Source organism: Serratia sp. MF1(2023), assembly GCF_030954545.1.
Classification (GTDB): Bacteria; Pseudomonadota; Gammaproteobacteria; order Enterobacterales; family Enterobacteriaceae; genus Serratia; species Serratia sarumanii.
Map to the genome: position 1 here is coordinate 38,288 of NZ_JAVHUX010000031.1, position 25,347 is coordinate 63,634.

The 25,347-nt window shown below is 60.0% G+C and carries 23 protein-coding genes and 1 pseudogene; 11 read left to right on the forward strand and 13 right to left on the reverse strand.

Features of this window, described 5'->3' with window-relative positions:
- The gene (locus tag REA38_RS15560) at positions 1-405 is read right to left on the reverse strand and encodes an NUDIX domain-containing protein (protein ID WP_308886186.1); all 405 of its coding nucleotides are present in this window, start codon (positions 403-405) and stop codon (positions 1-3) included.
- Positions 406-639: 234 nt separating this feature from the next.
- Here REA38_RS15560 and REA38_RS15565 point away from each other — a divergent pair, with 234 nt between their 5' ends.
- Entirely contained in the window at positions 640-1,977 is a 1,338-nt protein-coding gene (locus REA38_RS15565; RefSeq protein WP_033636524.1) for an NCS2 family permease, read from the forward strand.
- A gap of 35 nt (positions 1,978-2,012) precedes the next feature.
- On the opposite strand, the gene REA38_RS15570 is transcribed toward REA38_RS15565, so the two are convergent.
- The 9 genes and pseudogenes from REA38_RS15570 to rpmH all read right to left on the reverse strand — a co-directional run bounded on the left by REA38_RS15570 (position 2,013) and on the right by rpmH (position 9,953).
- On the reverse strand, positions 2,013-3,065 hold the full coding sequence (locus tag REA38_RS15570; RefSeq protein ID WP_033649559.1) for a hypothetical protein: 1,053 nt from the start codon (positions 3,063-3,065) through the stop codon (positions 2,013-2,015).
- Positions 3,066-3,142: 77 nt separating this feature from the next.
- A complete protein-coding gene (locus tag REA38_RS15575; protein WP_025304752.1) occupies positions 3,143-3,709 on the reverse strand; it encodes an NADPH-dependent FMN reductase in 567 nt (188 codons plus the stop codon).
- A 161-nt stretch (positions 3,710-3,870) separates the two neighbouring features.
- Positions 3,871-4,597 (reverse strand): annotated as a pseudogene (locus REA38_RS15580) (4'-phosphopantetheinyl transferase superfamily protein).
- Between the two features lie 95 nt (positions 4,598-4,692).
- The gene (locus REA38_RS15585) at positions 4,693-6,006 is read right to left on the reverse strand and encodes a SidA/IucD/PvdA family monooxygenase (RefSeq protein ID WP_308886188.1); all 1,314 of its coding nucleotides are present in this window, start codon (positions 6,004-6,006) and stop codon (positions 4,693-4,695) included.
- 107 nt (positions 6,007-6,113) lie between these two features.
- A complete protein-coding gene (mnmE, locus tag REA38_RS15590) occupies positions 6,114-7,478 on the reverse strand; it encodes a tRNA uridine-5-carboxymethylaminomethyl(34) synthesis GTPase MnmE (RefSeq protein WP_033649555.1) in 1,365 nt (454 codons plus the stop codon).
- A gap of 96 nt (positions 7,479-7,574) precedes the next feature.
- Complete coding sequence (gene yidC, locus REA38_RS15595; RefSeq protein ID WP_016929601.1) at positions 7,575-9,212, reverse strand: membrane protein insertase YidC; 1,638 nt, start codon at positions 9,210-9,212, stop codon at positions 7,575-7,577.
- Positions 9,213-9,214: 2 nt separating this feature from the next.
- Positions 9,215-9,472: a membrane protein insertion efficiency factor YidD gene (gene yidD / locus REA38_RS15600; RefSeq protein WP_004933881.1), complete on the reverse strand. Its 258-nt coding sequence runs from the start codon at positions 9,470-9,472 to the stop codon at positions 9,215-9,217.
- Positions 9,436-9,795, reverse strand: coding sequence for a ribonuclease P protein component (gene rnpA, locus REA38_RS15605; RefSeq protein WP_004933883.1), 360 nt, complete (start codon positions 9,793-9,795; stop codon positions 9,436-9,438). Before rnpA ends, yidD begins: the two co-directional genes overlap by 37 nt.
- A 17-nt stretch (positions 9,796-9,812) precedes the next feature.
- On the reverse strand, positions 9,813-9,953 hold the full coding sequence (rpmH, locus tag REA38_RS15610) for a 50S ribosomal protein L34 (RefSeq protein ID WP_000831330.1): 141 nt from the start codon (positions 9,951-9,953) through the stop codon (positions 9,813-9,815).
- Positions 9,954-10,635: 682 nt separating this feature from the next.
- Here rpmH and dnaA point away from each other — a divergent pair.
- The 5 genes from dnaA to yidA all read left to right on the forward strand — a co-directional run bounded on the left by dnaA (position 10,636) and on the right by yidA (position 17,639).
- Positions 10,636-12,030 carry a chromosomal replication initiator protein DnaA gene (gene dnaA, locus REA38_RS15615; protein ID WP_049235245.1) on the forward strand — a complete coding sequence of 465 codons (1,395 nt, stop codon included), beginning with the start codon at positions 10,636-10,638 and terminating at the stop codon, positions 12,028-12,030.
- A gap of 4 nt (positions 12,031-12,034) precedes the next feature.
- Entirely contained in the window at positions 12,035-13,135 is a 1,101-nt protein-coding gene (gene dnaN / locus REA38_RS15620) for a DNA polymerase III subunit beta (protein ID WP_004933892.1), read from the forward strand.
- Between the two features lie 45 nt (positions 13,136-13,180).
- The gene (gene recF, locus REA38_RS15625) at positions 13,181-14,266 is read left to right on the forward strand and encodes a DNA replication/repair protein RecF (RefSeq protein ID WP_004933895.1); all 1,086 of its coding nucleotides are present in this window, start codon (positions 13,181-13,183) and stop codon (positions 14,264-14,266) included.
- An 18-nt stretch (positions 14,267-14,284) separates the two neighbouring features.
- Positions 14,285-16,699, forward strand: a complete 2,415-nt coding sequence (gene gyrB, locus REA38_RS15630; protein WP_033636532.1) for a DNA topoisomerase (ATP-hydrolyzing) subunit B — start codon at positions 14,285-14,287, stop codon at positions 16,697-16,699.
- 124 nt (positions 16,700-16,823) lie between these two features.
- Positions 16,824-17,639: a sugar-phosphatase gene (gene yidA, locus REA38_RS15635; RefSeq protein ID WP_033649554.1), complete on the forward strand. Its 816-nt coding sequence runs from the start codon at positions 16,824-16,826 to the stop codon at positions 17,637-17,639.
- Positions 17,640-17,664: 25 nt separating this feature from the next.
- On the opposite strand, the gene REA38_RS15640 is transcribed toward yidA, so the two are convergent.
- The gene (locus REA38_RS15640; RefSeq protein ID WP_308886191.1) at positions 17,665-18,606 is read right to left on the reverse strand and encodes an ornithine cyclodeaminase family protein; all 942 of its coding nucleotides are present in this window, start codon (positions 18,604-18,606) and stop codon (positions 17,665-17,667) included.
- The gene (locus REA38_RS15645; RefSeq protein WP_049235247.1) at positions 18,593-19,561 is read right to left on the reverse strand and encodes a threonine/serine dehydratase; all 969 of its coding nucleotides are present in this window, start codon (positions 19,559-19,561) and stop codon (positions 18,593-18,595) included. Before REA38_RS15645 ends, REA38_RS15640 begins: the two co-directional genes overlap by 14 nt.
- A gap of 218 nt (positions 19,562-19,779) precedes the next feature.
- Between REA38_RS15645 and REA38_RS15650 the strand changes: the two genes are divergently transcribed.
- Positions 19,780-20,514 (forward strand): phosphatase PAP2 family protein, encoded by a 735-nt coding sequence (locus REA38_RS15650; protein WP_308886192.1) that lies wholly within the window; start codon positions 19,780-19,782, stop codon positions 20,512-20,514.
- A gap of 90 nt (positions 20,515-20,604) precedes the next feature.
- Positions 20,605-21,885 (forward strand): DUF3748 domain-containing protein, encoded by a 1,281-nt coding sequence (locus REA38_RS15655; RefSeq protein ID WP_308886194.1) that lies wholly within the window; start codon positions 20,605-20,607, stop codon positions 21,883-21,885.
- Between the two features lie 30 nt (positions 21,886-21,915).
- On the opposite strand, the gene REA38_RS15660 is transcribed toward REA38_RS15655, so the two are convergent.
- Positions 21,916-22,263: a YceK/YidQ family lipoprotein gene (locus REA38_RS15660; RefSeq protein WP_033636538.1), complete on the reverse strand. Its 348-nt coding sequence runs from the start codon at positions 22,261-22,263 to the stop codon at positions 21,916-21,918.
- A gap of 310 nt (positions 22,264-22,573) precedes the next feature.
- Between REA38_RS15660 and ibpA the strand changes: the two genes are divergently transcribed.
- The 3 genes from ibpA (at position 22,574) to REA38_RS15675 (ending at position 25,341) form a co-directional block, all read left to right on the forward strand.
- Positions 22,574-22,987 carry a small heat shock chaperone IbpA gene (ibpA, locus tag REA38_RS15665; RefSeq protein ID WP_004933919.1) on the forward strand — a complete coding sequence of 138 codons (414 nt, stop codon included), beginning with the start codon at positions 22,574-22,576 and terminating at the stop codon, positions 22,985-22,987.
- Positions 22,988-23,087: 100 nt separating this feature from the next.
- Positions 23,088-23,516 (forward strand): small heat shock chaperone IbpB, encoded by a 429-nt coding sequence (ibpB, locus tag REA38_RS15670; protein WP_308886195.1) that lies wholly within the window; start codon positions 23,088-23,090, stop codon positions 23,514-23,516.
- A 166-nt stretch (positions 23,517-23,682) separates the two neighbouring features.
- A complete protein-coding gene (locus tag REA38_RS15675; protein WP_033649549.1) occupies positions 23,683-25,341 on the forward strand; it encodes a putative transporter in 1,659 nt (552 codons plus the stop codon).
- The last annotated feature ends 6 nt before the right edge of the window (positions 25,342-25,347 follow it).

The window sequence follows — 25,347 nt, forward strand, 5'->3', positions numbered from 1 at the left end:
TCACTTGATCAGGTTACGCGCCTTGAGATCGTGCAAAATCAGCGCGGCGACGTGTGAGCAGTGCGGCAAATCACGGCTGTCGCACCACCTCAGCTCGGCGATTTCGGCGGCCGGCTGCAACTGCCCGGTAACGTCGGCCTGATAGCAGCGAATACGCACCTGGGTGCCGTCCTGCTTGCCGTCCGCCGGGCCGGCGAACTCGCCGTAAAACACGATGGAGCTCGGCTGCAGCGCGACGGTCAGCTCTTCGTCGATTTCGCGGCACAGCGCCTGTTCGTCGGTTTCGCCCGCTTCGCGCTTTCCGCCCGGCATATAAAACAGCGTTTTATTGTGTGAACGCACCAGCGCCACTTTGTCATCTTTCAGCGCGATCAACGCGAGCTTATCGATAAAGGTTGAAGACATGCGGATTCCTGTTTTTTCGCGGGTAGGGTAAGAGATGCGATAGGTCATTTTATCGGCCGTGTCGGCAAACGGCAACGCAGCGGACGGAAACGCGGGATGAAAGCCTGTAAATACAAGCCGTTGACGCATTTAGCCGTAAAGATGGCGAAAAAAACCTGTGACCGGCGTCAAAAGCCCCACTTTTTGTTATAGGATAGCCGGCGACTGTCCATTCCCATTTTCGGAATTCTGATAATGACCAAACCAGTATCTGGCCTTGACGCTGAGCAAGGCTTGCTTGGGCGCGTGTTTAAACTCAAGCAACATGGCACGACGGCGCGTACGGAAACGATTGCCGGTATCACCACCTTCCTTACCATGGTGTATATCGTGTTCGTTAATCCGCAAATTTTGGGCGCGGCGGGCATGGATACCCAGGCGGTATTTGTCACCACCTGTTTGATCGCCGCTTTCGGCAGCATCTTTATGGGCCTGCTGGCGAACCTGCCGGTGGCGCTGGCGCCGGCGATGGGCCTGAACGCCTTCTTCGCCTTCGTGGTGGTCGGGGCGATGGGCATCTCCTGGCAGGTGGGCATGGGCGCCATCTTCTGGGGGGCGGTCGGCCTGCTGCTGCTGACCATTTTCCGCATCCGCTACTGGATGATCGCCAACATTCCGGTCAGCCTGCGGGTCGGCATCACCAGCGGCATCGGCCTGTTCATCGGCATGATGGGGCTGAAAAACGCCGGCATCGTAGTGGCCAACCCGGACACGCTGGTGACCATCGGCAGCCTGACCTCGCACAACGTGCTGCTGGGCGCGCTCGGCTTTTTCATCATCGCCGTGCTCTCTTCACGTAACTTCCACGCGGCGGTGCTGGTGTCGATCGTAGTCACCACCCTGATCGGCTGGATGCTGGGCGACGTGAAATACGGCGGCCTGTTCTCCCTGCCGCCGAGCATCACCTCGGTGGTGGGCCAGGTCGACGTGGCCGGCGCGCTGAACATCGGGCTGGCCGGGATCATCTTCTCGTTTATGCTGGTGAACCTGTTTGACTCTTCGGGCACCTTGATCGGCGTTACCGATAAAGCCGGCCTGACCGACAACCAGGGCAAATTCCCGCGCATGAAGCAGGCGCTGTACGTCGACAGCATCAGCTCGGTGGCCGGTTCGCTGGCGGGCACCTCTTCCGTGACCGCTTACATCGAAAGTTCGTCCGGCGTCGCCGTCGGCGGCCGCACCGGTTTGACGGCGGTGGTCACCGGCCTGCTGTTCCTGCTGGTGATCTTCCTGTCGCCGCTGGCGGGCATGGTGCCGGCTTACGCCGCCGCCGGCGCGCTGATCTACGTCGGCGTGCTGATGACCTCCAGCCTGGCGCGGGTGAAGTGGGACGATCTGACCGAAGCGGTACCGGCGTTTGTCACCGCGGTGATGATGCCGTTCAGCTTCTCGATCACCGAAGGCATCGCGCTCGGCTTTATCTCCTACTGCGTGATGAAGCTCGGCACCGGCCGCTGGCGTGAAATCAGCCCGTGCGTGGTGGTGGTGGCGCTGCTGTTCGTGCTGAAGATCGTCTTCGTCGACGGCCATTGACCGCCAAAGGGCCGACGCCTGTCGGCCCTGAACCCCTAGGCGCCCGGCGTCGCATCCGGCGCCTTACCCAACACCCACTGCAACGGCCGCTTGAAGCGCGCCTGCCAACTGCCGGCGGCATCCTCTCCCTGGGCGAAGTGCAGCGTTTCTACCTGATTATCCTCTCCGAACAGATTGGCGAAGTGCAACGCCAGCGCCTGCTCGCTGAAATTCTGCCGATCGTAATACGCCATCACGATTTTCTTTTGCGCCGCCAGCGACTGCTGGGCCGGCTTGATCTCGCCGTTGGGGGCTATCAGGAGCGCGCCGGCGTAAAACTGCGGGTACTTCGCGATCAGGTTGGCGGCGTGCAGCGCGCCCTGGCCGCGGGCGCTGAGGTAAATCCGCCGGGGATTCAGCTTTAGCTGCGGAGCCAGCTGTTGCAGCGTACGCTGAATGGCGGTTTGGGTGCTCTCGTCGCTGTAATTCGACCAGCGGAAACTGTTTTCCGACAGCATCTGCGTGCCGTTGAGCTCGATGTAGGCCACGCCCATTTCGCCGAACAGCAGCCGTTCTTCGGGGCTGATGGCGGCGGCTTTGCCGTAGGTATGCAGGAAGATCACCGTTGGCCAGCCTTCGGGCGGCGCTTCGCCGTCCGGCATCGCGTAGCTGGCCTTGCCTTCATAGTGGCGCGCGTGCTGCAGATAGCGCGCTTTGGTGGCGGCCAGGATCGATTGGTAGGTGGCGGAGTGCTGGATGCTGTTGAAGGCGTCGTCCTCCAGCAGGTTGTAGTAGTACCACAGGCCGCGGTCGGCGCTCAGCTGCAGGTAGCGCTCCGCCAGCTCGGTTTGCCCTTTCTCCGCCGATGACACCGCCAGCTGGTAGGGCGCCCAGACGTTGCGGCCGTCTTCGCGCATCAGCGTCAGGTACAGCGACATGGCGCCCAGCTTTTTATCTTCCTGGTTTTGCGCGGATCGCGACAGCTGGGCGTTGAGCGCGCTGTGTGCCGGCAGCTCCAGCGGCTCTTCACCGGCGGGATAACGCATCTCTGCCGCGAAAGCGGGACTGGTGATGGAAACAAAAAATAACGCTAAAATGAAAAAATACATGATGCTATGGCTTTAATTTTCAATGAATTGATGGACTTCATGTCCTGTTGCGGCGCCTAAGGGGCGCCGCGAGACCTTCACTCCACGCGGCGAATAAAATCGCTGAACGCGGACAGCTGGCCGGTCAGAAAATCCAGCGTTCCCTGATCGCTCAGTTCACCGGCCTGTTCGTCGACCTTGCTCTGGATCACGCCGCCCATAAACTCAGGCTTGTTCATTACCATCGCATCGAGGAACACCAGGATCTGGCGCAGATGGTATTGGCAGCGCGCGCCGCCGATCGGCCCCATCGAGCTGGTCTGAATGGCGACCGGCTTGCCGGCCAGCGGCTGATTCGGCAAGCGAGACAGCCAGTCGATGGCGTTCTTCAACCCGCCGGGCACGGAATAGTTATATTCAGGGGTGACGATGATCACGCCGTCGGCCTGGCGGATCTGTTCGGCGATCGCCTCGACCGCGGCAGGGAAGCCTTCACCCTGTTGCATGTCGGCGTCGTACAGCGGGATATCGCGAATGGAGGGCAGCGCTTCAATGGTGACGCCCTGTGGAGCCAGGCCTGGCAGGGCGCGGGCCACCATGGCGTTGTAGGAGCCTTTGCGCAGGCTGCCGAGCAGAGTGACGATTTTTAAGGCTTGGTCTGACATGGTGATTCTCCCTTTCGAATGAGCAGATTCAGCGTACAACATGGGCGAATAGTAGGCTAAAGCGCTGGTCGAGAATAGGCGATTGCTCAACATTTAGCTGTCTTTACAATTTAATCCAGCAACTCGTGCGGTAAAGACAGCGTTATCCGCTTTGCGCCGCGTTAACCGGGCGTCTTCAGGCCCGTCAGTTTAACGAAGCGTGAGGACGCCGCCGGGCTGCGCGGCGAGATTTCCCCGTCTTTCTGCAGGCCGCCGCGCTCTTCGTAGCGCCAGCACAGCAGGCGATCCAGGCCGGGGCTGCCGGCGCAGGCCCAGCTCAGGTATTCGTCGGCGTCGCTCATCACCTGAACGTCCGGCGTGGCGCTGGAGCGCAGGTGGCCGGAGAAGGGATGCAGACGCAGCGTAGACTGGCCGCTGTTGCCGAGGCCGGAAATTTTCAGCACGCTTTGCCGAATGCTCCACAGCTGAGTCTCCGCCTCCAGCCGATCGTCCTGCGCGCCGATCCAGGCACTTTCCGCCGGCGTCTGATGCGCGTGTTGCAGCGCGCTTTGCCGGGTGCCGCGCGCCCGCATCACTTCTATATCCAACCCGACTTTGCCCTCGTCGCTGAGCAGCACGCCCACGGTGTTGCTGGCGTAAGCGAGGCTGAAATCGGGCAGCTGATGATCGGCGAAACAGGGGCGGCCGGTCGGCGTGGTGGCGATGGGGGGCAGCGTCGGCAGGCCGTACAGGTAGAACATCATTTGCGGCGAGCAGAATGCGCCCTTGCAGGAAGCGCGTGCGGCGTTTAACGGAAAAGGTGCGAGTGGCGGCTATCACTTCGTCGGCGAGTCTCTGGGTATCCAGGACGGCGGAGGCCGGGGTCCATCGGGCAAAATGACACGCCATTGTTCGCTCCATGACAGAGGGTCGCTAAGAACGCAGGGGTGTTAGATTAAGACTAAGTTGAGGATTTATCATCAAAAAACGCTATGCGGATTATCCTATTTATCAGCGGTGGTAGAGATATCGCCCGGCGCGCCATCGCTCCACCATTGGATCATTGATGCGTTCGGTGCCAAATCAAAGCACGGCTTACCCAGCAAGTGATTGAGGATGCGGGCTGAACGCCAGGCCATCAGGCTCAGTCCGCCTTCTGCGCTGCCGTGGCTGTGTATTCCGGCATTAACCGCATAAATTCGATTTTGCTCCGGCCCGAGCCAGTCCAGATTAAAATTCGGCAGTAGCGGCAGATGCTGTTCCGCATCGAGAGGAATGCGCGGCAGCAAGGGTTTCAGGTAAGCGGGCAGCGAAGCGCGATAGCCGGTGGCCAGAATGACGATATCGGCCCTGAAACTTTCTTGGCGATTTTCCAGGCCGTGAAGCGTGCGCAGATGAAAAGCTTCACCCATTGATTCGATGGCCAGTAGGGTGCGATGAGGCAGTAAACGCACATTGCGCGTCTGGCGCATCACGTCAAAACGCATATATAGCTCACGGTATAGGGTTCGCAGCGTATGATTGCTGATGCCGTCTGCCGGCAATTTCTGTGTTTTGATTTCACGCTCGCGGATTTCTGACGGCAGTGTATAGAAATAGTCGACGTATTCGGGAGTGAAGTATTCGTTGGTGAAGGGGGACTCATCCAGCGGCTGAAAATTGGGACGGCGCGAGAGCCAGTCCAGCTGCGCCGGTTCGCCCCTGTGCCCCTGCAATGCGTTCAAAAACACATCGGCGCCGCTTTGGCCGCCGCCCACCACCATAACTCGCTTGCCGCTGAAGTCCGGATTGCGCAGGGCTATTTCGGCGGCATGCATGCAGTTTTCGCCCAGCGCCGGGTAAAACGCTTTCGGTAACCAAGGGTTATGGCCGGTGCCCAGACAGATATTTTTCGCCCACAGCGTCTGATTATGGGTGGTTACCTTGAACAAACTCTTTTCATCGTCAAAATCAATGCGCTCTACGGACTGTGAAAACTGTAGCCCGTCTAATCTTTCGCAGGCCCAGCGTAGATAGTCGGAAAATTCTTCTCGGCTGATAATTTGCTGCTCGGTGATTAAAAACCGATAAATTTTTTTCTGTTCTACCAAGTAATTAATAAATGAAAATTGGCTGCGTGGGCTGACGGCGGTAACCAAATCCTGCAGCACATATGTCTGCATATAAGCGGAAGGCAGCAGCATGCCGGGGTGCCAGCGGAAGCTCGCGTTACGATCGAGAAAGGTATAGTTGACGGCGCCGCTTTCGGCGGCCAGAGCGGCCAGACTGAGATTGAAAGGCCCCAATCCCACGCCAATCAAGTCTAAAGGTTCGTTCATTTAAGCTTATCTCTCACGCGGAAAAATTGATGAGATAAGCTTAGGTGAGTTTTGGCGCCGGAGACGTAAAATGCGGGCGCCGAAGAGGATATGGCGCCCGCAGGCGATTATTTGCCGATGCAGAAGCTGGAGAAGATGCGGCCCAGCAGATCGTCGGAGGTGAATTCGCCGGTGATTTCGCTCAAGGCCAGCTGCGCCTGGCGCAGTTCCTCGGCCAACAGCTCGCCCGCGTAAGCGCTCACTAACTGTTCTTTGCCTTGCACCAGGTGCTGTGCCGCCAGCTCCAGTGCCTGCAGGTGGCGACGGCGCGCCAGGAAGCCGCCTTCCATGTTGCTGGTGAAGCCCATGCTCTGTTTCAGATGATCGCGCAGCACATCGACGCCTTCGCCGGTGCGGGCCGACAGGCGAATAAGTGAGTGGTTGTTCACTTCTGTCAGACCCAGCGTTTCACCGGTGATGTCGGCCTTGTTGCGCACCACGGTGATCGGCAGCGTGCCCGGCAGGCGCGCCATAAACTCCGGCCAGATCTCCGCCGGCTCGGTGGCGGCGGTGGTGGTGCCGTCGACCATAAACAGCACTCTGTCGGCCTGTTCGATCTCGTTCCATGCACGTTCGATGCCGATGCGCTCCACTTCGTCGCTGGCGTCGCGCAGGCCAGCGGTGTCGATGATGTGTAGCGGCATGCCGTCGATATGGATATGTTCGCGCAGGACGTCGCGGGTGGTGCCGGCGATATCGGTGACGATCGCCGCCTCGCGCCCGGCCAACGCATTGAGCAGGCTGGATTTACCGGCGTTGGGGCGCCCGGCGATCACTACCTTCATCCCTTCGCGCAGCAGGCTGCCCTGGCGCGCTTCGCCGCGCACGCTATCCAGATCCGCCATCACGTCGTTGAGTTGTGCTTCGATTTTACCGTCGGACAGGAAGTCGATTTCCTCGTCCGGGAAGTCGATCGCCGCTTCCACGTAGATTCGCAGGTGAGTGAGCGCTTCCACGAGCTGGTGGATGCGGGTGGAAAATGCCCCCTGCAGCGAGTTCATCGCCGAGCGCGCCGCCTGCTCGGAGCTGGCGTCGATCAGATCGGCGATCGCTTCGGCCTGCGCCAAATCGAGCTTGTCGTTGAGAAACGCGCGTTCGGAGAACTCGCCGGGCCGGGCGATGCGCACGTCGGGCAGCGCCAGCACGCGCTTGAGCAACAGATCGAGGATCACCGGCCCGCCGTGGCCCTGCAGTTCCAGCACGTCTTCGCCGGTAAAGGAGTTCGGCCCCGGGAACCACAGCGCGATGCCCTGATCGAGGGTGGCGCCGGCAGCGTCGCGGAACGGCAGATAGTCAGCGTAGCGCGGCTTCGGCAGCTTGCCGAGCAACGCCTGGGCGACGTCTTTGGCCTTGCTTCCGGAAATGCGCAGAATGCCGACGCCGCCGCGTCCCGGCGGGGTGGCTTGGGCTACGATGGTATCGGTGGTGCTCATAACGGTTCTCTCTGACGATTAAGATGCAAAAAGGCGGTCTAATGACCGCCTTTGGGGTGACTGCAAGGGTCGGCGCGCCGAACCCCTACAATACGCTTAGCTTTTTTTCTTGTCGCGGCTGTGCAGACCGCGTTTTTCCAGACCACGGTAAATCAGCTGCTGCTGCAGGATGGTCACCAGGTTACTGACGATGTAGTACAGCACCAGACCGGACGGGAACCACAGGAAGAACACTGTGAAGATCACCGGCATGAAGGTCATGATTTTCTGCTGCATCGGGTCAGTCACGGTGGTCGGCGACATCTTCTGAATGAAGAACATCGTCACGCCCATCAGGATTGGCAGGATGTAGTACGGGTCTTGCGCCGACAGGTCATGGATCCACAGGGCGAACGGCGCGTGGCGCAGCTCGACCGAACCCATCAGCATATAGTACAGCGCCAGGAAGATCGGCATCTGAATGATCAGCGGCAGGCAGCCGCCGAGCGGGTTCACTTTCTCCGCCTTGTACAGCGCCATCATCTCTTGGCTCATGCGCTGTTTGTCATCGCCGATGCGCTCGCGCATCGCCTGCAGCTTCGGCTGCAGCATGCGCATTTTCGCCATCGAGGTGTACTGCGCCTTGGTCAGCGGGTACATGATGCCGCGCACGATGAAGGTGATGATGATGATGGAGAAGCCCCAGTTACCGATAAAGCCGTGGATGAACTTCAGCAGTTTGAACAGCGGCTGGGAGATGAACCACAGCCAGCCGTAATCCACGGTCAGGTCCAGGTGCGGCGCCAGCTGGGCCATCTGATCCTGCAGCTCCGGGCCGACCCACAGGGTCGCGTTCAGCTGCTGCTGAGCGCCCGGCTGCACCACGACCGGCGTAGATTTGAAGCCGATGGTGGACAGGTTGTCGCCCGGTTTGGCGGTGTAGAAGGTGTTGTCACCCTTGGTCGCCGGCACCCACGCGGTAGCGAAGTACTGTTGCAGCATGGCGACCCAACCGTCTTTGGTGGTGACGCTCAGGTTTTCGTCTTTGTCGAACGCGTATTTTTGGTACTTGTCCTCGCTGGACGAGTACGCCGCGCCGCGGAAGGTGTGCAGCGCGAAGTTGCTGCTGCCGGTGTCGCGGTGTTTAGGCAATTCGGTGGTTTGCTTCAGCTGGCCGAACAGGGTCAGCTCCAGCGGCGTCGCGCCTTTGTTGTCGATGCTGTAATCCACGCCGACCGCATAGTGGTTGCGTTTGAGCACGAAGGTCTTGGTGTAGACTGCGCCGTCTTTATCGGTGTAGGTCAGCGGGATGCGCAGCTCGTCCTGGCCTTCCGGCAGGGTGTAGCTGTCTTGCGCCGCCTGATACAGCGGGCGTTCGCCGTTGGCCGGGTTGTCCGGGCCGTTTTTACCGGTCAGGCCGCTTTGCGCCTGATAGACGAACGACGGAGTGGTTTCCAGCAGTTGGAACGGAGTCGATGAACCCAGAGTATCCGGGTAGGCCAACAGTTTAGCCTGCTCGATATCGCCACCACGGGTGTTGATGGTCAGTGACAGCACGTCGGTGTTCACGGTAATCAGCTTACCCTGACCACTGGCTGGCACGGCCTGGCTGGCGGCATCACCGGCTACTGCGTTCGAAGTCTGTTGCGTGGTCTGTGCGGCCGGCTGCGGAGCGTTGTCCGTTTGCCATGCCTGCCAGATCATGAAAGACACGAACAGCAGAGCGATGAGGAGAAGATTGCGTTGCGAATCCATCGTTAGTGTTCTCTGTTATCGTCGGTTTTTGGCGGCACCGGATCATCGCCACCTGGGTTCAAAGGGTGGCATTTTAATACGCGTTTCAATGCTAACCAACTGCCTTTTATCATGCCAAACCTGCTTAATGCCTCAATTGCGTAATGAGAGCATGTCGGCTGGAAGCGACAACGAGGCCCTAGCAGCGGACTGATGACGAGCTGATAGGCCCGCACCAGCCCGATCAGGATGCGGGAGCCTGGCGACAGTGGCGACGCCATAATTTATCCAAAGCTTCCGTCAGCGCGCGGTTATCCAAATCCGCTATCCCCTTTTTGGCTACCACGACAAAATCCATCGCCGGTAATTCGTGCTGGCGCAGGCGGAAGCTTTCGCGGGTTAGGCGTTTGATCCGATTACGCTCGTGCGCGCGTTTGACGTGTTTTTTGGCGACGGTAAGACCGATGCGGGGATGCCCCAGCTGGTTCAGGCGGCCGAGGATGGTAATTTGCGGCGTGCCAGCCCGTTGTGGCTGCTGGAAGACGAAAGTGAAATGAGTGGGAGTTAACAAACGTAACTCCCTGGGAAAAGCGAGCTTAACCACTCAGCGGGTTAGCTTTATTACTTAGAAACAGTCAGACGAGCACGGCCTTTCGCACGACGGCGGGCCAGAACTTGACGACCATTTTTGGTGGCCATACGAGCACGGAAACCGTGGCTACGGTTGCGCTTCAATACGGACGGTTGGAAAGTGCGTTTCATAGCGATTTCTACCTAAACTTAAAATAATTACTGATCAGTAAACGCGTTTGGCTACTCGGCGTGAAGATGACCGACGCCTCAATCGCAATACATAAAGAAGCGGGATTGTAATAATTGTACAGTCCTGAGTCAATTCGCATCGCGCCAGCCTACCTGGTTGTCTGCCAATAACGGAACAAAATCCGGTCTTGGCCCGTGGTCACCGCAGAATCCTGTCTGGCTAATGACGCACCATAAGGAACCAGGTATCACACGTAGGGCGAAGATTATACGGACTCGGGGTGAAATCGCAAGGATCCCCGAGAGATCCTTTGCGCGCGATCGCAGGATCCGGCGTGGATAACAGGGTATAACCGGTTGACAATGTAAAAAATGCGGCGCAGCGGCCGGGATCTGCGCGGTCATCCGGCGCTGACGGTGAAAAGATCGCCGCCGGCCGCGGCCTGTGGATAAAATGGATCTAATCTGTGAGGAAGGGGAGGATCTCTTGCGCGGATTGCGCTATGATCCGTCATTCCGATCGCGATCCCTCATGCCGGGATCGTGAGGGACACAAACCGTGAAAGGCGGTTCGCATCCCCCACAGGCAAATCGCCGATGCCGGGTATGTGTCAAAAATCATGAGTTATAAAAAAGTTGCCCGTTTCTTTTCTTTATTGATCTTGTTCGAGTGGAGTCCGCCGTGTCACTTTCGCTTTGGCAGCAGTGTCTTGCCCGATTGCAGGATGAGTTACCTGCCACAGAATTTAGTATGTGGATACGCCCATTGCAGGCGGAACTGAGTGACAACACCCTGGCGCTGTATGCGCCTAACCGCTTTGTGCTGGATTGGGTTCGCGATAAGTACTTAAACAACATCAATGGTCTGCTGAATGATTTCTGCGGCACGGACGCGCCTTTGCTGCGTTTTGAAGTCGGCAGCAAGCCGATCGCGCAGGTGATCAGCCAGACCGTGACCGCCAGCGTCAGCAGCGCCCCTGCGGCTCCCGCGGCGCGCACGGCCGCGCCTTTGCGCCCGAGCTGGGACAACGCGGCGGCGCAACCCGAGCTCTCTTATCGCTCCAACGTCAACCCCAAACACACCTTCGACAACTTCGTCGAGGGTAAGTCCAACCAATTGGCGCGCGCGGCGGCTCGTCAGGTGGCGGACAACCCGGGCGGCGCCTATAACCCGCTGTTCCTGTATGGCGGCACCGGCCTGGGTAAAACCCACCTGCTGCACGCGGTCGGCAACGGCATCATGGCGCGCAAGGCCAACGCCAAAGTGGTCTACATGCACTCGGAACGCTTCGTGCAGGACATGGTCAAAGCGTTGCAGAACAACGCCATCGAAGAGTTTAAGCGTTACTACCGTTCGGTCGACGCCTTGCTGATCGATGACATCCAATTCTTCGCCAACAAGGAGCGTTCGCAGGAAGAGTTCTTCCATACCTTTAACGCTCTGTTGGAAGGCAATCAGCAGATCATCCTGACCTCAGATCGCTACCCTAAAGAGATCAACGGGGTGGAAGATCGTCTGAAGTCGCGCTTCGGCTGGGGGCTGACGGTGGCGATCGAGCCGCCGGAGCTGGAAACCCGCGTGGCGATCCTGATGAAAAAGGCCGACGAAAACGACATCCGCCTGCCGGGCGAAGTGGCGTTCTTCATCGCCAAGCGCCTGCGTTCCAACGTGCGTGAGCTCGAAGGGGCGCTGAACCGCGTGATCGCCAACGCCAACTTTACCGGCCGGGCCATCACCATCGATTTCGTGCGCGAAGCGCTGCGCGATCTGCTGGCGCTGCAGGAAAAGCTGGTCACCATCGACAATATCCAAAAGACGGTGGCGGAGTATTACAAGATTAAAGTCGCGGATTTGCTGTCCAAGCGGCGTTCGCGATCCGTTGCCCGCCCGCGCCAGATGGCGATGGCGTTGGCGAAGGAACTCACCAACCACAGCCTGCCGGAAATCGGCGATGCGTTTGGTGGCCGCGACCATACCACGGTGTTGCACGCCTGCCGGAAGATCGAGCAGCTGCGTGAGGAAAGTCACGACATCAAAGAAGATTTCTCCAATTTAATCAGAACATTATCTTCATAGCGCTATGAAATTTATCGTTGAACGTGAGCATCTGCTAAAACCGCTGCAACAGGTGAGCAGCCCGCTGGGCGGCCGCCCGACCTTGCCGATCCTGGGCAACCTGCTGCTGCAGGTGACGGAAGGCTCCCTGCTGCTGACCGGCACCGATCTGGAGATGGAGATGGTGGCGCGCGTCGCCCTGTCCCAGCCGCACGAGCCGGGTGCGACCACCGTGCCCGCGCGCAAATTCTTTGATATCTGCCGCGGCCTGCCGGAAGGGGCGGAGATCGCCGTCACGCTGGAAAGCGAGCGCATGCTGGTGCGGTCCGGCCGCAGCCGCTTCTCGCTGTCCACGCTGCCGGCGGCGGACTTCCCGAACCTGGACGACTGGCAGAGCGAGGTGGAGTTCACCTTGCCGCAGGCGACGCTGAAGCGCCTGATCGAAGCCACCCAGTTCTCGATGGCCCACCAGGACGTGCGTTACTACCTGAACGGCATGCTGTTTGAAACCGAAGGCGAAGAGCTGCGCACCGTCGCGACCGACGGCCACCGCCTGGCGGTGTGCTCGATGCCGATCGGCCAACAGCTGCCGTCGCATTCGGTGATCGTGCCGCGTAAAGGGGTGATGGAGCTGGTGCGCCTGCTGGACGGCGGCGATTCGCTGCTGCAGCTGCAGATCGGCAGCAACAACATTCGCGCCCACGTCGGCGATTTCATCTTCACCTCCAAGCTGGTTGACGGCCGTTTCCCGGACTATCGCCGCGTCTTGCCGAAGAACCCGGATAAAACGCTGGAAGCCGGCTGCGATCTGCTCAAGCAGGCGTTTGCCCGCGCGGCGATTCTCTCGAACGAGAAATTCCGCGGCGTGCGGCTGTACGTCAGCCAGAACCAGCTGAAGATCACCGCCAACAACCCGGAGCAGGAAGAGGCGGAAGAGATCCTCGACGTCAGCTACGACGGCGCGGAGATGGAGATCGGCTTCAACGTCAGCTACGTGCTGGACGTGTTGAACGCGCTCAAGTGTGAAGACGTGCGCCTGCTGTTGACCGATTCGGTCTCCAGCGTGCAGATCGAAGACGGCGCCAGCCAGGCGGCGGCCTACGTTGTCATGCCAATGCGGTTGTAGTCTCGTTACCTTGAATTACAGCACCGTCATCGGTAAAGAGATTGCATGGCTCTGACGCGTTTATTGATTAAAGATTTCCGCAATATCGAGGCGGCGGATTTGGCGCTGGCGCCGGGATTCAACTTCCTGGTCGGCGCCAACGGCAGCGGCAAGACCAGCGTGCTGGAAGCGGTGTATACGCTCGGCCACGGCCGCGCCTTTCGCAGCCTGCAGGCCGGTCGGGTCATTCGCCACGACCAGCCGGAGTTCGTGCTGCACGGCCGCATCGAAGGCGCGGAGCGCGAGCTGTCGGTAGGATTGAGCAAGAGCCGTCAGGGTGACAGCAAAGTACGCATCGATGGCAGCGATGGCCACAAGGTGGCCGAGCTGGCGCAGCTGCTGCCCATGCAGCTGATCACCCCCGAAGGTTTTACCCTGCTGAACGGCGGGCCGAAATTCCGGCGCGCCTTCCTGGACTGGGGCTGTTTTCATAACGAACCCGGTTTTTTCACCGCCTGGAGCAACCTGAAACGGTTACTGAAGCAGCGCAATGCCGCGCTGCGCCAGGTGAGTCGCTATGCGCAGATCCGCGCCTGGGATCAGGAACTGATCCCGCTCGCGGAGCGCATCAGCGAATGGCGGGCGGAATACAGCGACGCGATCGCCGCGGATATTACCGCGACCTGCGCGCAGTTTCTGCCTGAATTCGCCCTGAGCTTCTCCTTCCAGCGCGGCTGGGACAAAGAGAGCGACTACGGCGAGCTGCTGGAGCGCCAGTTTGAGCGAGACAGGGCATTGACCTATACCGCGGTGGGGCCGCATAAAGCGGACTTTCGCATTCGTGCCGACGGCACGCCGGTAGAGGATTTGTTATCGCGCGGTCAGCTTAAGCTGCTGATGTGCGCGTTGCGCTTGGCGCAGGGTGAGTTTCTCACCCGGCAGAGCGGGCGGCGTTGCCTGTATCTGATTGATGATTTTGCCTCCGAGCTGGACACCGGCCGTCGCCGGTTGCTGGCCGATCGCCTGAAAGCCACCCAGGCCCAGGTTTTTGTCAGCGCGGTGAGCGCTGAACAAGTGACCGACATGGCCGGTGAAAAGGGCAAGATGTTCCGCGTGGAACAGGGTAAAATAGAGGTTCAACCACAGGACTAAAATGAGCGAGAAACGTTGATGTCGAATTCTTATGACTCCTCAAGTATCAAGGTATTAAAAGGGCTGGATGCGGTGCGCAAGCGCCCGGGCATGTATATCGGCGATACCGATGACGGCACCGGTCTGCACCACATGGTATTCGAGGTTGTGGACAACGCTATCGACGAAGCGCTCGCGGGCCACTGTAGTGACATTCAGGTCACCATCCATGCCGACAACTCGGTATCGGTACAGGATGACGGCCGCGGCATTCCGACCGGCATTCACCCTGAAGAAGGGGTTTCAGCCGCAGAGGTCATCATGACCGTGCTGCACGCCGGCGGTAAATTCGACGACAACTCCTATAAGGTTTCCGGCGGCCTGCACGGCGTGGGCGTCTCGGTGGTTAACGCCCTGTCGGAGAAACTGGAGCTGGTGATCCGCCGCGAAGGCAAAGTGCACGAACAGACTTACAGCCACGGCGAGCCCCAGGCGCCGCTGACCGTGGTGGGCGAAACCGAACAGACGGGCACCATGGTGCGCTTCTGGCCGAGCCACCAGACCTTCACCAATGTGACCGATTTCGAGTACGACATTCTGGCCAAGCGTCTGCGCGAGCTGTCCTTCCTCAACTCCGGCGTGTCTATCCGCCTGAAGGACAAGCGCACCGACCGTGAAGACCACTTCCATTACGAAGGCGGCATCAAGGCGTTTGTCGAGTACCTGAACAAGAACAAAACCCCGATCCACCCGAACGTGTTCTACTTCTCGACCGTGAAAGACGACATCGGCGTGGAAGTGGCGCTGCAGTGGAACGACGGTTTCCAGGAAAACATCTACTGCTTCACCAACAACATTCCGCAGCGCGACGGCGGCACGCACCTGGTCGGTTTCCGTACCGCGATGACCCGTACGCTGAACAGCTACATGGAGAAGGAAGGCTACAGCAAGAAGGCCAAGGTCAGCGCCACCGGCGATGACGCGCGTGAAGGTCTGATCGCCGTGGTGTCGGTGAAGGTGCCGGATCCCAAGTTCTCTTCTCAGACCAAGGACAAGCTGGTCTCTTCCGAGGTGAAAACCGCGGTTGAAACGCTGATGAACGAGAAGCTGGTGGATTACCTGATGGAGAATCCGGGCGACGCGAAAATCGTGGTCGGCAAAATCATCGACGCGGCGCGTGCGCGCGAAGCGGCGCGTAAAGCGCGTGAGATGACCCGCCGCAAAGGCGCACTGGATCTGGCCGGCCTGCCGGGCAAACTGGCGGACTGCCAGGAACGCGATCCGGCGCTGTCCGAACTGTACCTGGTGGAAGGGGACTCCGCGGGCGGCTCTGCCAAGCAGGGGCGCAACCGCAAGAACCAGGCTATCTTGCCGCTGAAGGGGAAAATCCTCAACGTCGAGAAAGCGCGTTTCGACAAAATGCTCTCCTCGCAGGAAGTGGCGACGCTGATCACCGCGCTGGGTTGTGGCATCGGCCGCGACGAGTACAGCCCGGACAAGCTGCGTTACCACAGCATCATCATCATGACCGATGCCGACGTCGACGGTTCGCACATCCGTACGCTGCTGTTGACCTTCTTCTACCGCCAGATGCCGGAAATCATCGAGCGTGGCCACGTGTTCATCGCACAGCCGCCGCTGTACAAGGTGAAGAAAGGCAAGCAGGAGCAGTACATCAAAGATGACGAGGCGATGGATCAGTACCAGATCGCCATCGCGATGGACGGCGCTACGCTGCATACCAATGCCAGCGCACCGGCGCTGGGCGGCGAGCAGCTGGAAAAACTGGTGGCAGAACACTATGCCGTGCAGAAGCTGATCGGCCGCATGGAGCGCCGCTATCCGCGCGCGCTGCTGAACAACCTGATCTATCAGCCGACGCTGAACGAAGGCGATCTCAGCGATGAGGCCAAGGTGAAAACCTGGATCGCTTCGCTGGTGCAGGCGCTGAACGACAAAGAGCAGCACGGCAGCAGCTATGACTTCGTGATCTTCGAGAACCGCGAACGCCAGATGTTCGAACCGGCGCTGCGCATCCGCACCCACGGTGTGGATACCGACTATAAGCTGGACTTCGACTTCATCCACGGCGGCGAATACCGCAAGATCTGCCAGCTGGGCGAACAGCTGCGCGGGCTGATCGAAGACGGCGCGTTCATCGAGCGCGGCGAACGTCGTCAGCCGGTGGACAGCTTCGAGCAGGCGCTGGAGTGGCTGGTGAAAGAGTCGCGCCGCGGCCTGTCGGTGCAGCGCTATAAAGGCCTGGGCGAAATGAACCCGGAGCAGCTGTGGGAAACCACCATGGATCCGGAAAGCCGCCGCATGCTGCGCGTGACCGTCAAGGACGCCATCGCTGCCGATCAGCTGTTCACCACGCTGATGGGCGATGCGGTTGAGCCGCGCCGCGCCTTTATCGAAGAAAACGCCCTGAAAGCGGCGAACATCGATATCTGATGCGTTAATGGCTGTGAAAATCCGCGCCGGGCGACCCGCGCGGATTTTTTTACGCCTTTTTTGGCGCTGACAGCCAAGGCTGAAACGCGTTAGCATGGGAAAAAACCACTGGGAGAAGCGTTGAATGGCTATTGAACTGATTGCGATCGACATGGACGGCACGTTGCTGGATCCGCAGCACCAAATCACGCCGGCGGTAAAGCAGGCTATCGCGGCGGCGCGGCGCAAAGGGGTGCACGTGGTACTGGCCACCGGGCGGCCTTATGTCGGCGTGCAGGACTATCTGCGCCAGTTGGACATTCAGGGCCCCGGCGATTTTTGCATAACTTACAACGGTGCGCTGGTGCTGCGCGCGGCCGACGGCGCCTGTATTCTGCAGGAAACCCTGGGTTTTGAGGACTATCTGCACTTCGAGCAGATGGCGCGCGAGCTCGGCGTTCACTACCAGGCGTTTGACTTTGACACCCTGTATACCCCGAACAAAGACATCGGCAAATACACCATACACGAGGCGGAAATGACCGGTATTCCGTTGAAATACCGCAGCGTGGAGGAGATGGATCGCCAGATGCGTTTCCCGAAAGTGATGATGATCGACGAGCCGGCGCTGCTGGACAACGCGATTGCGCGCATCCCGGCGGAAACGCGCGAGCGTTACACCATTCTGAAAAGCGCGCCTTACTACCTCGAAATCCTGCATAAGAACGTCGATAAGGGCGCCGGGGTGAGAATGCTGGCCGAGCACCTCGGCGTGGCGCGGGAAAACATCATGACGCTGGGGGATCAGGCCAACGATACGGCGATGATCGAGTATGCCGGCGTCGGCGTGGCGATGGGCAACGCCATTCCCGAGCTGAAAGCGGTGGCGCAGTTTGTCACCGGCGCCAATACCGAAGACGGCGTGGCGCGCGCCATCGAGAAGTTCGTGCTCAACGCCTGATCAAGTGGGGCGCTGCGGCGCCCCTTTATATTGCCGCCAACACCCCTTTGGCGATCTGCAGATCCTGAATCGCCAGCCCGGTAAGATCGGCGATGGTGATGTGCTGCGGCTCGCTTCGCAACCGCCCGCCCTGCGCCAAGACGGCGCCCATTTCGACGATTGGCGTTGAAATCAGCCTATTTTGCCGATAAGCCGTCGCGATCTCGCCATAGTCAGCGCACTGCGCCAGCGCATCGACCAGCAGTGCGTCCGCGCGAGCCACCAGATCGGTCGCCAGCTCCTGCTTGCCGGGCGCGTCGGCACCCACGGCGGTGATGTGCGTGCCGGGCCGAATATCCGCCGCCTGTAAAATCGGTTCGCGGCTGGGCGTGGTAGTGACGATCAGCTGACAGTGCGCCGCCAGTTCCGCCGCATCCTGCGTAACCCGCACCCGAAAACCTTCGGCCTCGGCTTCGCGCCGATACGCCGCCAGCGCCTGATCGTTGCGGCCCCACACCCACACTTCGCGGCAATCGGTCACCGGTTTCAGACATTGCAGCTGCAGCCGGGCCTGCAGGCCGGTGCCGACCATGCCGATCGCCTGAATATGCGGCGGCGCGCACAGTTCGGCGGCGATGCGGCCGGCCAGTGCGGTGCGCAGCGCGGTCAGCCAGCCCTCATCCTGCAGCAGCGCCCGAGGTTCGCCGGTCTGGGCGGAGAACGCCACCACCAGCCCCTGATTGCTGGCCAAACCGCGTTCGGCGTTGCGATAGAAACCGGCGGAGACCTTGACCACGAACAGCTCTTCGCCTTCCAGCCAGGCGGATTTGATACAGCAATCGCCGGCGGCCTGTTCGAACAGGAAATGCTGCACCGGCGGCTGTTGCACCCGCCGTTGCGAGTAGGCGATAAAACCCTGCTTCAGCAGCGGGGTTATAGCCTCGGCGTCGAACGCGGCGAGGATTTGCTGCCGTTTAAGGATGTGCATCGGCGATGGCCTTGAGGTACTTCTCCAGCACGATGTTTTTACCGCACAGCACCACCGCCACTTTTTTTCCCTGGTATTCCGGCGCCAGCTTGATCGCCGCCGCCAGCGCCACGCCGGCCGCGCCTTCGATAATCCACCGATCGCTGGCGGCGATCCGGCGCATCGCGTGCTTGATCTCCGTCTCGCTGACCAGCACTTTGCGGTCGATCAGCTGTTGGCACAGCGGGAAGGTCACAGCGCCCGGCTCGACGCCGCCTGCGGTGCCGTCGGACAGGGTGTCTTGCTCTTCCACCGGGAAGATATGGCCCGCTTCCAGCGCGCTGTACATGCTGGTGGCGTTTTCCGGCCAGCAGGCGATAAGCTGCGTGTTCGGCGACAATTGCCGCAGAACGGTGCCGATACCGGCGATATAGCCACCGCCGCCGACTGCCACGAACACGGCGTCCAGACCGGTGAGCTGTTCAACCAGCTCCATGCCGCAGGTGCCCTGGCCGGCGATCACCTGCTCGTCGTTATACGGCGAGATATAGGTTTTTCCCTGTTCGCGGGCGGCCTGTTCCCCGGCCAGTTCGGCGTTCAGCGCATCGCCCGGCACCCGTTCCACGGTGCCGCCCAGCGCGCGGATGGTGTCTAGCTTGATGCTCGCCGCCGTCTCTGGCGCATAAACCGTGACGCCAACGCCCATCAGTTGCCCCGCCAAAGCGACCGCCTGGCCGTGGTTGCCGGTTGAGGCGGCGATCACGCCGCGCCGGCGTTGCTCGCTATCCAGTAACCTTAGCTTGTTGCTGGCGCCGCGAAATTTAAAGGAGCCGGTGTGCTGCAGATGGTCGCATTTCAGATACAGCTCGCAGCCCAGCTGCTGCGAAAGCAGCACGCTGCGCTCCAATGGCGTGACCCGTACCTGAGGGCGCAACTGTTGATGGGCAGAAACAATGGCATCGAAGAGGGGGGTCATACCGGCTCCAGAGTTTTTGCACTTAAAAATCCAGTTTGTACTTTTTTGTATTGATTGTAAACCCCGTCGCCCGGCCGCCGGGCAAAAGCGGGCACGGCGTAATGTGATCGCACTGGCGGCGAAAAATAATCATTAACGTATAGTTTAGCGGCACGATTTTTTATTTATTTGCGTTAAGGAAGTCGCAACCGCTCAATTATTTTAATAAGGGAACGACAATGAAAAAAATATTACTCGCCTCATTAACCTACGCCGCGCTGACACCGTTTGGTTTCGCCGCCAAAGATGTGACCACCCAACCGGAGGTCTATTTTCTGCAAGAGTCGCAATCGATAGACAGCCTGGCGTTATTGCCGCCGCCGCCCGCCGTTGACAGCATCGATTTTATGAATGACAAGGCGCAATATGATGCCGGGAAATTATTGCGTAATACCGAACGGGGCAAACAGGCTTATCACGACGCACACGTAACGGGGGATGGCGTCGCCGCCGCATTATCCGGCGCTTTCGGTACGGAAATCACCCGGGATAATACGCCGGAGCTGTTCAAACTGGTGATGAAAATGCGTGAAGACGCCGGCGATCTGGCTACCCGCAGCGCCAAAAATCACTATATGCGCATTCGGCCGTTCGCTTTTTACCATGAGCCCACTTGCCGACCGGATGAAGAGAGCACGCTATCGACGAACGGCTCTTATCCTTCCGGGCACACCGCCATCGGTTGGGCGACCGCGCTGGTGCTGGCGGAGATTAACCCTCCCAGACAGGGGACGATACTGCAGCGCGGCTATGAGATGGGCCAGAGCCGGGTGATTTGCGGTTATCACTGGCAAAGCGACGTGACCGCCGCGCGCTTGGTCGCCTCGGCCATCGTCGCCCGACTGCACGCGGAGCCCACCTTCGCCGCGCAGTTGCAAAGGGCCAAAACGGAATTCAACGCCCTGAAAAAATAACCTTGCTTCACGCGGCAGCGCGCCATATGAAACGCTGCCGCCGATCCGGTAAGATGGCGACTCAGTGCCGGCATGCGCAGGAGAACCGCCATGAGCCATCGGGAAAAACAGCTGACTTTCGACCCTCGCGGGCATCAGTTAACCAATATCAACGTCTGGACGCCGGACAGCCAATGGCTGGCTTATGACGTGCGCCCGCGCGGCGCCTCTTTCACCGGTCTGAGCATCGAGCGGGTCAACGTCGCCAGCGGCGCGGTGGAGGTGGTTTATCGCGCTCAGCACGGCGCCCACGTCGGCGTGGTCACGGTCAGCCCCGATGCGCCGGCGCGCTATGCCTTTATCCATGGCCCGGAGCACCCGGACAGCGCCTGGCAATATGATTTTCACCACCGCCGCGGGGTGATCGTCAGCGAACCGGATCGCGAGTTGGCCATCACCCTCGACGCGCTGGATATCACCGCCCCCTACACCCCCGGCGCGCTGCGCGGCGGCAGCCATGTGCACGTTTTCAGCCCGGACGGCAGCCGCCTCAGCTTTACCTATAACGATCACGTCATGCACGAGTGCGATCCGGCGCGCGATCTGCGCAACGTCGGGGTGGCCGTGCCGCTGCACGGGGTCAATCCGCCGAAACAGCATCCGCGCGAGTATGACGGCAGCCACTATTGCGTGCTGGTCAGCGAGACCGTGCCGCAGCCGCAGCCGGGCAGCGATCAGATCAATCGTGCTTACGAAGAAGGCTGGATTGGCCGCGAAGGTTACCGTAAGGCCGACGGCAGCCGGCAGCGCTGGGCGCTGGCGTTCATCGGCGATACGCTGTCCGCCGCTGGTGAAAAGCTGCCGGAGGTGTTTATCGTCGATCTGCCGGAGAACGATGCCGATTACGCCAGGGCGGGCGCTCTGCCGCTGCAGGGAACGGAAAGCGAGCTGCCGGCGCCGCCGCAGGGCGTCAGGCAGCGGCGGGTGACCTTTACCGGGGAGCGCCGTTTTCCGGGCGTGGCCGGCGCACCGCGCCACTGGCTGCGCAGCTCGCCGGACGGCAGCCAGATCGCGTTTTTGATGAAGGACGGCGGCGGCGTGGTGCAGCTGTGGACGGTGTCGCCGAACGGCGGGGAGCCGCGCCAGGTGAGCCACAGCGAGCATGATATCCAGTCTGCCTTCAGCTGGCACCCGCAGGGCGGGGCGATTGCCTTGGTGTGTGACAACAGCGTGATGCTGTGCGAGGTCGCCGGCGGCCGTCTGCAGCGTTTAACGCAGCGTAGCGTGCAGCCGCCGTCGGGGGACGCCGTGGTGTTTTCACCGGACGGCAAGAAAGTGGCGTTTATGCGCGAGATAGCGGGATTCAACCAGATCTTTGTGGTTGAGGTGTAAGGCGGGCCTGATGGCCCGCTGCGTGCGTGATTAGTGGGTGGCGGCGCTGTCGTTGCCTTCGCCGGGATTGCCGGTTGCCGCCAGATTCTGCTGCTCGCTGCGCAGGATGCGCGCTTTTGGCGAGTCTGCGGTGGCGTCGTTGCCGGAACGCAGATAGTCGTAAGGCAGCAGTACGGTGTCCATCACCGCAGAGAACGGCAGATCCAGCGCCACCAGCGGCATCATCGCCCAGCTGGTGTTGTCGTCCTTCAGCATGTCCACGCTGGCGCGGGTGCCGGGATAGTAACCCTGATTCGGGCCGGTATGGCTCATCACGCTGGAGCAACCGCTGGTCGCCAACAACATGCAGCCCGTCGCTATCGCTTTCATCGTCGTCATTAATCCATCCTGCAGGGTTGCTGTGCCCCTAAAATTAAGCTGAGTTATAACATCCTGTCGCTGCTTTAAAAGAAGCAAAATCCCGCTCTGTGGCGGCTCTCTCACTTTAGTGTAAGTGGTAAAAAAACTTTCGCCTAATCGGTACGAAGTTTTTTTGATCCTCGCCTGTTGAATTGATGAAATCAACCCCCATTTTATCATCAGAGCCGAATTGAGAATTCGCCGTAAGGGAATTCTGGCTTAATTAGCCTGTCCAGAGTGGAAGGCGTATTTATTTCAACCTCGCTGAAGTGCCTTAGGAGGCTGTTTTATGCGTAATTTTGATCTTTCCCCGCTATACCGTTCCGCCATTGGTTTCGATCGCCTGTTCAACGCGCTGGAAGCCGGCCAGAGTCAGGGCAACGGCGGTTATCCGCCTTATAATGTCGAGCTGGTGGACGAAAATCATTATCGCATCGCCATCGCGGTAGCCGGGTTTGCCGAGCAGGAGCTGGAGATCACCACGCAAGATAATCTGCTGATCGTGCGCGGGGCGCACAATAACGAACCGGCAGAAAAAACCTATTTATATCAGGGCATCGCCGAGCGTAATTTCGAGCGTAAATTCCAGCTGGCCGAACACATTCAAATTAAAGGTGCCAAACTGGAGAATGGCCTGTTGTATATCGACATGCAACGCATCGTGCCGGAAACATTAAAACCGCGCCGCATCGAAATTAAATAAATTTCCGTTTCGCCGGCAGGTACGCTGCCGGCAAATAATACCTAGCCTGCCGTCAGGGGGCTGAATAAACACATCTCGCTTAATGAAAGGAGTTGTTCCTATGCGTAATTACGATTTATCCCCGCTTCTGCGTCAGTGGATTGGTTTTGATAAATTGGCCAGCTCAATGGGCGGCCAGGAACCCCAGGGGTTCCCGCCGTATAACATCGAGAAAAGCGATGACAATCACTACCGCATTTCTCTGGCGCTGGCCGGTTTCCGGCAGAGCGAACTGAATATTGAAGTGGAAGGGCCGCGGCTGACCGTCAGCGGTAAACCCACTCCGCCGGAAAAACAGGTCGAATACCTGCATCAGGGCCTGGTGTGCAAAGAGTTCCAGTTGACCTTCACCCTGGCGGAGCATCTGCAGGTGTCGGAGGCCAAATTTGAAAACGGCCTGCTGCACATCGATCTGGTGCGTCAGGTGCCGGAAGTCTTGCAGCCGCAGCGCATCGCCATCGGGGCGACGCCGGAGCTGGAAGCCAAATAACCGACTGAAAAACGGTCATCATCATGCGGGGGAGATCCAGACGGGTCTCCCCCGCTGCGTTATGTGGCGCATGCCACAGTCCCCCCGTTTGTCCGATGTCATAATCCTTGTTAATTGTGTGTCTTTGGCCGCAAATTCCTTTTCAACTTTGGCAAGGATGTGACCTATGAGCGATATCGCCCTGACCGTCAGCATGTTGGCGCTGGCGGCCGTCATTGGGCTGTGGATGGGGAACTGGAAGCTGTACGGCGTTGGGCTGGGCATCGGCGGCGTGCTGTTCGGCGGCATCCTGGTCGGCCACTTCGCCCAGAGCGGGCAAATCAACCTGAACGGGGACATGCTGCACTTTATTCAGGAGTTTGGCCTGATCCTGTTCGTGTACACCATCGGCATTCAGGTCGGCCCCGGTTTCTTCTCTTCGCTGCGCGTCTCCGGGCTGCGCCTCAACGCCTTCGCGGTGCTGCTGGTGCTGACCGGCGGCGTCGTGGCGGCGGCGGTACACAAGCTGTTCGACGTGCCGCTGCCGATCATCCTCGGCGTGTTCTCCGGCGCGGTCACCAACACCCCGGCGCTGGGCGCCGGTCAGCAAATCCTGACCGATCTCGGTTCCGATCCGGCGTTGGTGGACGGCATGGGGATGGGTTACGCCATGGCCTATCCGTTCGGCATATGCGGCATCCTGCTGGTGATGTGGCTGATTCGGCTGTTTTTTCGCATCAACATCGAGCGCGAGGCGCAGGCGTTTGAAAGCAGCCTGGGCAATCAGCGTGAGCTGCTGCACGCCATCAACGTGGCGGTGCGCAACCCCAATCTGCAGGGCATGGCGATCAAGCAGGTGCCGCTGCTCAACGGTGAAGCGATCGTCTGTTCGCGCCTCAAACGCGGGGAGCTGCTGATGGTGCCGGCGCCGCACGAGCGGCTTGAGCTGGGCGACTACCTGCACCTGGTGGGCAAACGCGAAGATCTGGAGAACGCCCGACTGGTGATCGGCGAAGAGGTGGACGCCTCGCTGTCCACGCGCGGCACCGCGCTGCAGGTGGTGAGGGCGGTGGTGACCAACGAGCAGGTGCTGGGCAAGAAAATCCGCGATCTGAACCTGAAGCAAAAGTATGACGTGGTAATTTCACGCCTCAACCGCGCCGGCGTGGAGCTGGTGGCCGGCAGCAACGTGACGCTGCAATTCGGCGACATTCTGAACCTGGTCGGCCGGCCGGAGGCCATCGACGCGGTGACGGCAATCGTCGGCAACGCCCAACAAAAACTGCAGCAGGTGCAGATGCTGCCGGTGTTTATCGGCATCGGCCTTGGGGTGCTGCTCGGCTCCATTCCGCTGTTTGTGCCCGGCTTCCCGGCGGCATTGCGGCTGGGGCTGGCCGGCGGGCCGCTGGTGGCGGCGCTGATCCTGGGGCGCATCGGCAGCATCGGCAAGCTGTACTGGTTTATGCCGCCGAGCGCCAACCTGGCGCTGCGCGAACTGGGTATCGTGCTGTTTCTGGCGGTGGTCGGATTGAAGTCGGGTGGCAACTTCATCGATACCTTGCTGCACGGCGAGGGGCTGACGTGGGTCGGGTACGGCGCGTTGATCACCGCCATTCCGCTGCTGAGCGTCGGTATTCTGGCGCGCACGGTGGGCAAGATGAACTACCTGACGCTGTCCGGCATGCTGGCGGGATCGATGACCGATCCGCCGGCGCTGGCCTTCGCCAACGGTCTGCATCCTACCAGCGGCGCCGCCGCGCTGTCTTACGCCACCGTGTATCCGCTGGCGATGTTCCTGCGCATCATGTCACCGCAGCTGCTGGCGGTGCTGTTCTGGACGCTGTAACGCTGC

Excerpts from the sequence above, each read along its gene's own strand:
- REA38_RS15560 (WP_308886186.1), bottom strand. The coding sequence starts at position 405 with ATGTCTTCAACCTTTATCGATAAGCTCGCGTTGATCGCGCTGAAAGAT.
- REA38_RS15565 (WP_033636524.1), top strand. The coding sequence starts at position 640 with ATGACCAAACCAGTATCTGGCCTTGACGCTGAGCAAGGCTTGCTTGGG.
- REA38_RS15570 (WP_033649559.1), bottom strand. The coding sequence starts at position 3,065 with ATGTATTTTTTCATTTTAGCGTTATTTTTTGTTTCCATCACCAGTCCC.
- REA38_RS15575 (WP_025304752.1), bottom strand. The coding sequence starts at position 3,709 with ATGTCAGACCAAGCCTTAAAAATCGTCACTCTGCTCGGCAGCCTGCGC.
- REA38_RS15585 (WP_308886188.1), bottom strand. The coding sequence starts at position 6,006 with ATGAACGAACCTTTAGACTTGATTGGCGTGGGATTGGGGCCTTTCAAT.
- mnmE (WP_033649555.1), bottom strand. The coding sequence starts at position 7,478 with ATGAGCACCACCGATACCATCGTAGCCCAAGCCACCCCGCCGGGACGC.
- yidC (WP_016929601.1), bottom strand. The coding sequence starts at position 9,212 with ATGGATTCGCAACGCAATCTTCTCCTCATCGCTCTGCTGTTCGTGTCT.
- yidD (WP_004933881.1), bottom strand. The coding sequence starts at position 9,472 with ATGGCGTCGCCACTGTCGCCAGGCTCCCGCATCCTGATCGGGCTGGTG.
- rpmH (WP_000831330.1), bottom strand. The coding sequence starts at position 9,953 with ATGAAACGCACTTTCCAACCGTCCGTATTGAAGCGCAACCGTAGCCAC.
- dnaN (WP_004933892.1), top strand. The coding sequence starts at position 12,035 with ATGAAATTTATCGTTGAACGTGAGCATCTGCTAAAACCGCTGCAACAG.
- recF (WP_004933895.1), top strand. The coding sequence starts at position 13,181 with ATGGCTCTGACGCGTTTATTGATTAAAGATTTCCGCAATATCGAGGCG.
- gyrB (WP_033636532.1), top strand. The coding sequence starts at position 14,285 with ATGTCGAATTCTTATGACTCCTCAAGTATCAAGGTATTAAAAGGGCTG.
- yidA (WP_033649554.1), top strand. The coding sequence starts at position 16,824 with ATGGCTATTGAACTGATTGCGATCGACATGGACGGCACGTTGCTGGAT.
- REA38_RS15640 (WP_308886191.1), bottom strand. The coding sequence starts at position 18,606 with ATGCACATCCTTAAACGGCAGCAAATCCTCGCCGCGTTCGACGCCGAG.
- REA38_RS15645 (WP_049235247.1), bottom strand. The coding sequence starts at position 19,561 with ATGACCCCCCTCTTCGATGCCATTGTTTCTGCCCATCAACAGTTGCGC.
- REA38_RS15650 (WP_308886192.1), top strand. The coding sequence starts at position 19,780 with ATGAAAAAAATATTACTCGCCTCATTAACCTACGCCGCGCTGACACCG.
- REA38_RS15655 (WP_308886194.1), top strand. The coding sequence starts at position 20,605 with ATGAGCCATCGGGAAAAACAGCTGACTTTCGACCCTCGCGGGCATCAG.
- REA38_RS15660 (WP_033636538.1), bottom strand. The coding sequence starts at position 22,263 with ATGACGACGATGAAAGCGATAGCGACGGGCTGCATGTTGTTGGCGACC.
- ibpA (WP_004933919.1), top strand. The coding sequence starts at position 22,574 with ATGCGTAATTTTGATCTTTCCCCGCTATACCGTTCCGCCATTGGTTTC.
- ibpB (WP_308886195.1), top strand. The coding sequence starts at position 23,088 with ATGCGTAATTACGATTTATCCCCGCTTCTGCGTCAGTGGATTGGTTTT.
- REA38_RS15675 (WP_033649549.1), top strand. The coding sequence starts at position 23,683 with ATGAGCGATATCGCCCTGACCGTCAGCATGTTGGCGCTGGCGGCCGTC.